The sequence below is a fragment of the Roseovarius sp. D22-M7 genome, from assembly GCF_037083785.1.
Classification (GTDB): domain Bacteria; phylum Pseudomonadota; class Alphaproteobacteria; order Rhodobacterales; family Rhodobacteraceae; genus Roseovarius.
Map to the genome: position 1 here is coordinate 1 of NZ_JBAPKY010000229.1, position 541 is coordinate 541.

Genomic DNA, 541 nt, shown 5'->3' on the forward strand with positions numbered 1-541 from the left:
AACAGCGCATTTTTCCTGTTCAGTGCGATCGGGCGGATCAGATTCTCCACGCTGTTTGAATCGATCTCGACGCGGCCGTCATGGAGGAAGGTCTGCAGGCCCTCCCAGTGGCGATGGATGTAGGCCAGCTTCTCGCCGAGCCGGGATTTCGCCGACACGCGCAGTCGCTGCTCCGGCAGCCAGTCGCCGAACGCCGCAACCAGCTCGGCCGTTCGCGCGTGTCTGGCGGAGAGCCTTTGCCCGGGGGCGCAGACGCGGATGTCGGCCTCGACCTTGTAAATATCGGCGATGCGGCGCAGGAAGGTTTCAGCATTCTTGCCACCCCGGCCAGGGGCGTAGAAGAACACCACGCCGGGCGGGTCAGCGCCGCCCCAGTTGCGGTCGTCACGGGCCAGCGCCCAGAGATAACCGGTCGTCGTGTCGAAGACGCGCCGCCGGCACGATGTCCGTCCCCGCCCCGGAGCCAGCACCGGCGCCGTGGTCTCGTCCATGAACAGCTTGGTGGACGCATTCAGGTGCTCGGCCAGCCGGTCGACGACAG

The 541-nt window shown here is 66.5% G+C and carries 1 protein-coding gene; it reads right to left on the bottom strand.

The window, feature by feature from the left end:
• The coding region (locus V8324_RS22285) for an IS66 family transposase (RefSeq protein WP_336422048.1) at nucleotides 1–541 on the bottom strand (541 nt) is incomplete at both ends.